General features: G+C 59.2%; 6 protein-coding genes. 1 reads left to right on the forward strand and 5 read right to left on the reverse strand.

Annotation, left to right across the window (positions count from 1 at the left end; genetic code table 11):
- Window positions 1–223: 223 nt before the first annotated feature.
- Window positions 224–2,578 (forward strand): TonB-dependent siderophore receptor, encoded by a 2,355-nt coding sequence (locus LKE90_RS11680; protein ID WP_291493529.1) that lies wholly within the window; start codon window positions 224–226, stop codon window positions 2,576–2,578.
- Between the two features lie 319 nt (window positions 2,579–2,897).
- Here LKE90_RS11680 and LKE90_RS11685 read toward each other — a convergent pair whose 3' ends face one another.
- The 5 genes from LKE90_RS11685 to LKE90_RS11705 all read right to left on the reverse strand — a co-directional run bounded on the left by LKE90_RS11685 (window position 2,898) and on the right by LKE90_RS11705 (window position 9,911).
- Window positions 2,898–4,433 (reverse strand): amino acid permease, encoded by a 1,536-nt coding sequence (locus tag LKE90_RS11685; RefSeq protein WP_291493530.1) that lies wholly within the window; start codon window positions 4,431–4,433, stop codon window positions 2,898–2,900.
- A gap of 99 nt (window positions 4,434–4,532) precedes the next feature.
- Window positions 4,533–5,972 (reverse strand): FGGY family carbohydrate kinase, encoded by a 1,440-nt coding sequence (locus LKE90_RS11690; RefSeq protein WP_291493532.1) that lies wholly within the window; start codon window positions 5,970–5,972, stop codon window positions 4,533–4,535.
- The gene (locus LKE90_RS11695; RefSeq protein ID WP_291493558.1) at window positions 5,969–7,168 is read right to left on the reverse strand and encodes an NAD(P)/FAD-dependent oxidoreductase; all 1,200 of its coding nucleotides are present in this window, start codon (window positions 7,166–7,168) and stop codon (window positions 5,969–5,971) included. Before LKE90_RS11695 ends, LKE90_RS11690 begins: the two co-directional genes overlap by 4 nt.
- Entirely contained in the window at window positions 7,161–8,585 is a 1,425-nt protein-coding gene (locus tag LKE90_RS11700; RefSeq protein WP_291493534.1) for an NAD(P)/FAD-dependent oxidoreductase, read from the reverse strand. The genes LKE90_RS11695 and LKE90_RS11700 overlap by 8 nt, the downstream gene beginning before the upstream one ends.
- Window positions 8,586–9,086: 501 nt before the next feature.
- Window positions 9,087–9,911, reverse strand: a complete 825-nt coding sequence (locus tag LKE90_RS11705) for a DsbA family protein (protein WP_291493536.1) — start codon at window positions 9,909–9,911, stop codon at window positions 9,087–9,089.
- Between the last annotated feature and the right edge of the window lie 137 nt (window positions 9,912–10,048).

The following is a 10,048-nucleotide window of genomic DNA, read 5'->3' on the forward strand; positions in this document are numbered from 1 at the left end:
TATTTTTACAGTAAAAATAAAATATTACTTTAGTTAATTTAAAAAATAAAAAACAATACTTTCAGAAGAAATATCCACTCACGTATTGACATATTTTGTAACTATTCAGTTTCTTTTCAATTCAGAACACTCCTGCTATCCGCCAAAGATGATAATGATTATCAATTGAAACAACCTGAGCGGAACATCTGACGTGAACCTGCGAATCCGAATGTGTTACGGCATGGCCGCCCTCCTCACGTCTACAGTCCTTGCACCCGATATTCTGATCCCGGCCTATGCCACGGAGCCGAACGACACTGCCGTTCTCTCTGGAAAAACCGGAAAAAGTCCTGAATCCAGAAAGAAAAAACACTCCGGACAGGAGAAGGAACACTCCTCATCAGAAGAGCAGAAAAAACATAGGCCAGCGACAGAACACATCCTCGTCCGGTCCCATAGATGGCAGAGAAGCAGCTATACGGCATCTTCGAGCAGCGCTTCCACGGGCCTGCCTCTCAGCCTGCGCGAAACACCGCAGACTGTAACGGTTGTTACGCGACAGATCATGGATGACCAGCAGGTCAACAGTCTGGATGATATTCTGAACATGACGCCCGGCGTCACGTCTTATGCCAATGACAACGCAGGACGCACCACCTATCGCGCACGCGGATTCAACATCACAAACTACAAGATTGACGGGATGCAGATTGACGCCACCACGAGTTTTGGTGGCGTCGGATCATCCATGAACATGGATCTTTACGACAATGTTCAGATTGTGCGGGGAGCCAACGGCCTGCTTGGCGGTACAGGCGATCCGTCCGCGACCATCTATCTTCAGCGCAAGGCGCCTCACAAGGAATTTTCCGCCAATGGATTGCTCAGACTGGGAAACTGGAATGAGCATCGCGTCATGGCCGATATCAATACACCGCTGAACCAGTCAGGAACGATCCGTAGCCGGTATATCTTCACCTGGGACGATACCGATACGTTTCGTGTCCGCGAACATGTCAACCGGCTTGGCGCCCTGGCCAATTTCGCCGCAGACATCTCTCCGAACGACACATTGAATTTCGGTTTTCAGTACGAAAGAACCCGCAATGACGGCGCGTCATGGGGAACAAACGTGCCCATCTGGTATGCGGATGGAAGCAGGACCCATCTTTCACGCCGCACCAATCCGGCGGCCGACTGGAGTCAGGCGACACGCGACCAGTACACAGCCTTCATCAATTACGATCATGATTTTTCAGCAGGCTGGCATCTGAATGTCGGCTACATGAGAACTCAGGGCAGTTCCTATAACAATCTGGGAGTCGCCAAGATCAATAACGCCGCCAGAAATGTCGGCGGTTACGCGGGCTTCTGGAATCAGGACGGCACAGGAGGTTATCTCAATGCGCTTCACGCGGAATATGCGGATGCACGTGACAATGCCGACGTCCGTCTCTCTGGCCCCATACATTTCCTCGGCCATGAGCATCAGATCGTTGTCGGCTTTAACGGCTACAATGACGAACTGACACAGTATACCTTCAGTAATGCTCTTGGAAATTGCAACATCGCCGGTGTCGCCCCCTACTCCGGCTGTCAGTATCGTTCGGCAGGCCTGCCCGTATCCAACTGGCAGACATGGGATGGATCATACCCCAATTTCGTGACACACCGCACGAAGGCACGCGAAGTCGATGTCACGCGCAATTACGGCGCCTACGCCTCCGGGCGTTTCATCCTCGCCAAAGGTCTTTCTCTTATCCTTGGTGGCCGTGTCAGCACTTATGAGGCCTATAGCGGCACCTACGACAAACAGAACCAGTATTCCGGCGCAACAGGCACGGGACGACAGAACGCTGTTCTGACACCTTACGCCGGAATGGTATACGACTTTACAAAAACCATGTCAGTCTATGGCAGTTATACAAATATCTACACTCCTCAATCCAGCCTGCGGGACGCAAACGATCATCCTCTCGATCCCGTCATGGGGAAAAGCTATGAAACAGGGCTCAAGGGATCGTTCTTCCGGCAGCGCCTGAACACGTCTCTCGCCTTTTATCTGAACAGACAGAGCAACGTGGCGGAAGCGACAGGCGCCACCAATACCGCGACGGGTGAGTCGATTTACCGCTCGGTCAATGGCGTCAAAACCGAAGGCATTGATTTCGACGCGTCAGGAGAGCTTCTTCCCGGCTGGAATGTTTTCTTTGGCTACAGTTATCTTTACGAAAAAGGCCTGAGCTATCGACAGGACCCGCATCATCTTGTCCGTCTGACAACCAGCTACACATTGCCCGGCGCATTGCACAATCTGACAATAGGCGGCGGCATTTCCAGCCAGACGAGCACCGAATGGTCGACCAACCCCGGGCGCCCTCTGGGCAACGGACGATACGACGCCTCCAACCTTCGTGTTAAGGGCTACGCGCTCATCAATCTGATGGCCCGCTACCGTGTGAACAACTGGGTGGACATTGCCGGCAATATCACCAACCTCACCGACAAAACCTACGTCAGACAGGCCGGTTTCTATGACGGGATGATTTTTGGAGAACCCCGGACGTTCAACTTTACAATCCGGGGTCACTACTGAACCAGATTCCCACGATGGAGTGACCGGTTCAGAGACCTGCACACAGCTGGTCTCCATTGTCACTGACAGCTCTTATCTGAAAAACCATGGCGCTGGCGGGTTTCAAAATCGGAACCCGCCAGCGTACGGAAACAAGAGACCCTACCTGAAGGACAGACTGGTAACACCCGTCAGATCAGAAACACACCATCCATGATCCGGCAGGCTAGAGCAACATCTGATCAGACGGAATCGTCTGGTCGGATAAAGTTGCTCGATAAACAATGAGTTAGAGCGGTATCCGTGATCCAGTCTGAACGGATACCGCTCTAATCCTGCCTCAGCTTCTGACACTCAGCTCCTCGGCGATCTCCTCCTCCAGCATGCTCTCGGTCACTGTCGGCGCAAGACCACCCAGCGGCGGTCCCTTGAAGCGCCTCTTCTCGACGAGGAACCAGCCTGCCAGCAGCACGACCACAATCCCCACCACGTAACTGATCAGAATGTCGTTGGGCGGCTGGATGCCGATCCAGACCAGCACCAGCGAGCCCAGAACTGTGACGATCGCAAACGGCGTGGACAGCGCCCCCAGACGGAACGGTCCCGTCATCACATCGCGCTTGCGCTGCGCCAGAATGCCCGCTCCGATTGGCATGGCGTAGGAAACATACAGGAAGATGGCGCAACCCGCTGCGAGCGCCGCGAAAGCGGACGAGTAGAGCGTCACGGCGCAGGACAGGAACGCCACCAGCCAGATGGCCGGAACCGGCGTCCGGTAGGTCGGGCTGACATAGCGCCACAGCTTCGAGCCCGGCAGTCCGCCGTCACGACCGAAGGCGAACACCATGCGGGAGGTGGAGGTCATGCCTGCCAGCGCGCATAGATAGTTGGCGACGACGATCATCACGTACATCAGGCTGCGCAGCCAGCCCGGCACGGGAAGCTGGGCGAGCAGGTTGAAAAACACGTCCCCCCCCTGCGAAGCCGACGCCGTCGGGTCCGGCATGGCGAGCACGAACGAGCACACCATGACGAAGCCGAACAGTCCCGAGATCATGACGGCGTTGATCATGCCGCGCGGCACGACGTTCCTTGCGTCGATCGTCTCTTCCGCCACATGCGCGGAAGCGTCAAAGCCTGTGATGGTGTAGGCCGGGAGAATGAGGGACAGACAGAACGCATAGATCAGACTGTCGGAATGCGGGAAGACGCCGCCACCCGCAGCCCCCGTGTTGTTCACGATGGAGACCAGCCGCTCCCAATGGAAGCCCGGCGCACAATACAGCATCATGATGGTGAGCAGCACGGCGGCGAACAGAATCAGATAGCCGGAAAAATCCGTCAGAATTTTCGTGATCTTGATGCCGACATGATTGAACAGCGCCTGTGAGGCCGCGATCAGGGAAACGCCCACGATCTGGTGCCCGTAGCCCCAGCCGGAGATATCAACCCCGAAAATCTTGCCCAGAATGAGCTGCGTGAACAGCGTGTAGGCGCCGACATTCACCGAGGCCAGCACGAAGATCAGACCCAGCAGGTTCACCCACGCCGTGGCCCAGCCCCAGCCACGCCCTCCGAGAATGGACGACCAGTGATACAGACCGCCCGCGGTCGGATAGGCCGAGGCAATCTGGCCCATCGAGCAGGCGACGATGGTGGCGAAGAGTGTCCCCACAACCCAGCCCACGGCGACACCGAAGCCTCCCAGCGATGAAAAGCCGAGCTGGAAGGACGTGATGCCGCCAGCAAGAATGCAGATGATGGAAAAGGAAATGGCGAAGTTGGAGAAGCCCTTCATGCTTCGCGAAAGTTCCTGAGCGTAACCCATGGAAGCGAGTACGCCTGCGTCCTCGTCGCTATGGTGGTTGGTCTCCATTGAGAGATCCTCTGCTGTTCATGTCCCGGCATGTCGGCCGTCGTCGGGGCATGATGACCCTGATCACCGCATTATCATGACGATATTGCAATGATGCAATCAGCTTTTTGCATGGCCTTCGATCGCCTGCCGGGTCACCTGATCAAACGCATCCTGCCAGAGCGCCTCTGCTCCGCCAGACAGGGGCTCGACCACGCGCCAGCCAGCCTCCCTCGCCGGAACAGGCCGCACGCTCTCACCCTCCAGCCAGAAACGCCCCAGTCCAGCCGCCGTCACATCGATCAGCTCCGGCACATGCACCGTGACGCCCAGACAGTTCGCCAGAAACTGCGTGAACCAGTGATTGCTCACCAGCCCGCCATCGACAGAGATCCGGGTGGCCGTCCGCCCGCTTGCCGCAGCGAACGTCCTGACAAGCTGCACCGAGCGAAACGCGATGCCTTCCAGCACAGCCCGCGCCATGTCCGCCGGACGCGTATCCAGCCCAAGCCCGACCCAGCTTCCGCGTGCGTCCCTTTGCCACCACGGACAGCCCAGCCCCTGCAACGCAGGCAGAAAGAATACGCCTTTTTCAGCCGCCTGCGCTGCCGCCAGCGTTTTCTCATCCGCGCAGGAAAAATCCGGGCCGAGGCTTTCCACCCAGTTGACCGCAGCCCCCGCCGTCAGGATGCCGCCTTCCAGCGCATAGACGGCAGACTGTCCCGCAAACTGCCATGCCACGGTGGGAAGCACGCCGCCTTCACCACCTTCACATGACCCCTCGCCTCCCAGAGCCAGAGCGAAAGCGCCTGTGCCGAACGTGATCTTCACATCACCGGGATGCTGGAGCCCATGTCCATACAGCGCGGCCTGCTGATCGACGGCGCTCACACGGACCGGCACGTTCCGGTCACGCAGCAGCCCGAAATCGCCGACAGTCGGCCGGATGGACGGCAGGCAGTCCATGGGAACGTCAAACAGACGACAGAGGGTCTCATCCCATTCACATGTCCGCAGATTCATCAGCGACGTGCGCGAGGCCGTGGAGACGTCGGTGGCAAAGACGCCGCACAGGCGATCAAGAAAGAAGGCGTCACTGGTGCCGAAACGCAGTCGTCCCTGCTCACGCAGAAGACGGGCCTGCGGCACGTGGTCCAGATACCAGCGTAGCCGGGAAGCCGAGAAATAACAGTCCAGCGGCAGACCGGATCGCGCTTTGATCTCGGGCTCCAGCCCCTGTTCCTTCATGCGCGCCACAACATCGGCGGTGCGCGTGTCCTGCCACACGATGGCGGGACCGATGGGCACGCCGGTCTCGGCATCCCACGCCACAACAGTTTCACCCTGATTGGCCAGAGCCAGCGCGTCAATCGGTCCAGCCTCGGCGATCAGTTCCTCGATGTGACGCAGAATCTCTTCCGCATCATGCTCGACCAGACCCGGCGCAGGCAGGAACTGCTGGTGCGAACGTCGCCCCACCAGTTCCATCCGTCCGTCGCTCCAGACCCGATAGGCCTTGGTGCCAGTCGTCCCCTGATCAATGGCGAGGCAGCTTTTCATTTCTCCACCTCCAGCCGGAGTGTGGACACGCCCGACAGCGAGGCAGCGGGAACAGCCAGTTCCACCCGCCGCTCAGGCAGGACGCTGACACGTCGAGACGCCACGGTGCGCCCCTGTTCATCCGACAGACGAAGCACGCCCCGCTGCGGCGTTTCCATCCGCGCATGCAGGACGATTCTACCCCGTGGCGCGGCATGGAGACGCTGCGGCCAGACGTTGGCCACCCCTTGCCAACATGTCACCGACACGGCGGAACCGGGGTCTGGCAATCTGCCTTCCAGCGCCCGCAGGATCATCCGTGCGGCGGCGCGTCCTTCCAGCGCCGCCTGTCCAGAATGTTCCACTGCCCGCAACACATTGCCCGCCGCGAAGACCTGCGGGTCCAGTGTCCGGAAGGTCGAATCAATCACCGGCCCCCGCGTGCCACCGTCCAGCGCAAAGCCGGATGTCCGGGCCAGAATGGCATCCGGCACAAATTGTCCTGTGAACACGACACCGTCGCAGGCCAGTGTCCGCCGCTCGCCATCCTGCTCAATTTCCACACCATCGACCTTGTCGCCACCAAGGATCGAAACGAGCGTCGTGTTCAGCAGGATGGGCGTGCCATACATCATCGACGCCAGCACATCGGCCGGACGCTGTGCTGTGATGCGTGTATTTTCCTCGATCATGGCGACAGGCTTCACCTGCCCATGCCGCGCCGTCATCAGGGCGGAAAACGACACCAGTTCACTGCCGATGATGACCGGATTCCGGAAGGGACGCAGGCCCTTCATCACCATCTCCTGAAACGCGCCGGTTGTGGTCACCCCCCAGGGCCGCGTGCCGGAGACAAGACGTGGCCCACGTGGTGTCTCCCGTGTGCCGGTGGCGAGCAGAACGGCACGAGCCTGCCATGTTTCCAGCCCGCGTTCCGTGGACACATGCACAATACCGCCGGGCTCAATCCCTGTTACGGTCGTATCGGTGAGGATCGGCACGCCCGCCGCCTCCGTCAGTGCGCGGGCGTAGCGCGGCCCTCTCCACATCCGACCAAAGTCCAGCATGCCGAACCCGAGATGCCCGCAATAACGCGGCAGGCCTCCCGGCTCACCCGTGCGTTCCAGCACGGCAATCTTCTCAACGCCCGCGCGCCTCAGGACACGGGCCGCGCTGAGACCGGCAGGCCCAGCCCCGACGATCAGGACATCATACATCACGCCCATCTCCCCTCTGGCTCCCCCTGATCGGAGTAACCAGTCCTGGCAGATGCGTCTCCGCGAGTTCCATGACCCGGCGTGTACAGTAAAAACCCTGACAGCGGCCCATCATGCAACGTGTCCGACGTCGCAGACCACCAAGCGTGCCTGCCGGAAGCACTTCATCGGTCAGAGCGGTTTTGATCTCCTTCTCCGTGACACGCTCACAGTGACAGGCGATCGGTCCACGCTCCGGCAGCATCCATGGACGCGGCAGTTCCTCCACCAGATTGGGCATCTGCGGCAAAGTCACATCCCGCAGCGGCGCAGGGTCCGCGAAGGTGTCGCGATATAGCGCCACAACATGCTCGGCGATCCCCAGCGCGCCGGTCAGACCGGTCGAACGGATGCCACCCACGGTGATCCAGCCTTCAGTCTTCAGGGCTTCGATCTGATAATCGCTGAACTGCGTGGCGGGGCGCAGACCCGCATAGGTGGTTGTGACATCATGCTCGCGCAGGGCGGGAATAATCCGAAAAGCGGCCTTCCGAAGCGCTTCAAGGTTATCATGATCGACTGTAGGAAATTCGCGTTCCTGCTGCGGCTCGGCGGTCGGGCCGACAAGGACATTGCCGAACACCGTACGCGTGACGACCACGCCTTTCGTCAGCGCCGTCGGCACCGGCAGGATGATCGTGCGGAACAGGTCATAGGCCGTCTTGTCGAAGACCACGAACTGCCCCTTGCGGGGCGTAATCTGAAACGGCGAGGGGCGTGCAATGGCTTCGACCAGATCGCCATAATTCCCGGCGCAGTTGATGACCGTCCGGGCCTGTATGGCTGGTTTGCCCGCGAGGTCCAGATGCCAGGCACCTTCCCGTCTTACACCGTTCTCAACCCGCGCCTGCCGTATCAACGTGCCACCATTGAGAAGCGCCTGCCGCGCATAGGCCATGGGCGCGGACCACGGGTCGATCAGATGCTCGCCCTCGACCAGCACCGCGCCACGCACATCGTCTGCCAGAGCGGGTTCACGCTCCCTCACCTCACGCGCATCCAGACGCCTGACCGTCACGCCATTGCGCACCGCCTTCTCGATGATTTTCGGAAACTGCGCGAGGTCCTCATCTGTCCAGGCGACAACCATGGCGCCGGTTTTCACCACGGACAGGTTCATGTCGGCACAGATTTCACGATACAGGGCGTAACCACGCTGCACGCAGGCCGCTTCCAGCGTATCCGGCGTGGCGTCAAAACCGGTGTGCAGTATGGCGCTGTTGGCCTTGCTCGCACCCTCCAGCAGATCGCCGCCTTTTTCCAGCAGAACAGTGCGCGCACCCGCCAGCACGCAGGCGCGGAAGACAGCGCAGCCGACGACCCCTCCGCCGATGATCGCTATGTCGTAAAGGCCGTCTCCCGCCATCATCTCCGTCATGCACCTGTCCAGAAAAGCCGCGCGATCATCATGCGCGGATTATGTTTTTCCATCGCAACAAGATCAAGGCTGAACAGGCGCTGTCCGTGACAGCCGCCCGACGCCCCTTATCAGAATGGCTCTGCAAAACAGAAGATTTTCAGACAGAGGCGCAGATTGCGCCGTATGTGTTCAAACGGACTGTCAGAATCTTTCGGCGTTCATCGTCGCTGACAGGACCGGTGTGACCCGGTTCGGAAGCAGGTCGTCTCTGTCCAGAGGGCAACATACACAGGACGGAGCCCCAGACGGGGCCTGATACCAACCCGGGAAAAGATTGACTCTTGTGACGACGTTTTCAGGGGTGTTGCCCCGAACCCCACCAAAGGTCATCGGCCTTTGGAAACCGTATTTATTATCAATAAATCGGAGTGCAGGCGGCCCCGTGTTGAGCTTTCACTATGTCACTGTCAAGGCGGGTTGGTATGAGACGGGACCGGAGTGAAATCCGGTCCCCACTGGTTATTTTGCTTTCCGCACTGCCGCGATGGCGGCTTTCAGGTCCGCTTCCGATACCGCACCCGGAATGACGGTCTTCTCGCCGATGATGAAGGTCGGTGTGCCATCGACGCCAACCTTGCGAGCCAGTTCGAGGTTTTCGTTGAGCAGGCTGGTGACGTCAGCACCTTTCATGTCCTTCTCAAGCCTCGACACATCAAGGCCCACGGATCTGGCGATGGAACGGATACGGTCAATGGATGGCGGCTGGCTGTCCAGCATCAGGGTGTGCTGGAACTTGATGTAGGCATTCTGACGGGCCGAGGCCAGAAGCGCCTGCGCTTCAAGCTGGCTGTTCGGCCCCAGCACCGGAATGACCTTTTCGACAAAACGGAGGTCCGGATCTTCGGCCACCAGCCGGTCGATCACCGGCAGCACCTTGCGGCAGTAAGGGCAGCGGGGATCGTAGAACTCGACAACCGTCACGGAACCCTGCGGGTTGCCCAGCACGACATCCGTGGTGGTGGCGCTGAACTTGCCTGCGTTTTCATGCACGGCCTTCAGGCTGGCTTCCTGCTGCGCCGCTTCACCCTGAGCGCGCATGGCCGTCACAGCATCAGCAAGAATGGAAGGATCCTGTTTCAGGGCAGCGCGAACAATGTCCACGATCTCCTTGCGCTGGGCAGGAGAGAAGTCACCATCCGCGCGGGCGGGCAGGCTACTGAACAGGGAAATGGAGGTCAGCACGGCGAGCAATGCGGTGCGGACCCGGAAGCGTTGATTGCGTATCATGGGGCTGAGTGTAGCGGAGAGACAGGGCGGTGTGAACGTCTGGCCACAGGCGCTCATTGCAGCAGGACTGCGATAATCCGCTCACCGACAGGCTTTAATTTACGTGCTGAAAGCATGCCAGACCGTTTCGAAGAAACTTCAGAAACGCTGCAGGAGGTCCGGAAAACCGTTTGTTTTCTACTGAACCGCCTGGA

This window comes from Acetobacter sp. (genome assembly GCF_022483985.1).
GTDB lineage: Bacteria > Pseudomonadota > Alphaproteobacteria > Acetobacterales > Acetobacteraceae > Acetobacter.

What these genes read in the sequence shown, in the direction of transcription:
- LKE90_RS11695 (WP_291493558.1), bottom strand. Translation starts at nt 7,168, where the DNA reads ATGTATGATGTCCTGATCGTCGGGGCTGGGCCTGCCGGTCTCAGCGCG.
- LKE90_RS11690 (WP_291493532.1), bottom strand. Translation starts at nt 5,972, where the DNA reads ATGAAAAGCTGCCTCGCCATTGATCAGGGGACGACTGGCACCAAGGCC.
- LKE90_RS11680 (WP_291493529.1), top strand. Translation starts at nt 224, where the DNA reads ATGGCCGCCCTCCTCACGTCTACAGTCCTTGCACCCGATATTCTGATC.
- LKE90_RS11705 (WP_291493536.1), bottom strand. Translation starts at nt 9,911, where the DNA reads ATGAGCGCCTGTGGCCAGACGTTCACACCGCCCTGTCTCTCCGCTACA.
- LKE90_RS11700 (WP_291493534.1), bottom strand. Translation starts at nt 8,585, where the DNA reads ATGACGGAGATGATGGCGGGAGACGGCCTTTACGACATAGCGATCATC.
- LKE90_RS11685 (WP_291493530.1), bottom strand. Translation starts at nt 4,433, where the DNA reads ATGGAGACCAACCACCATAGCGACGAGGACGCAGGCGTACTCGCTTCC.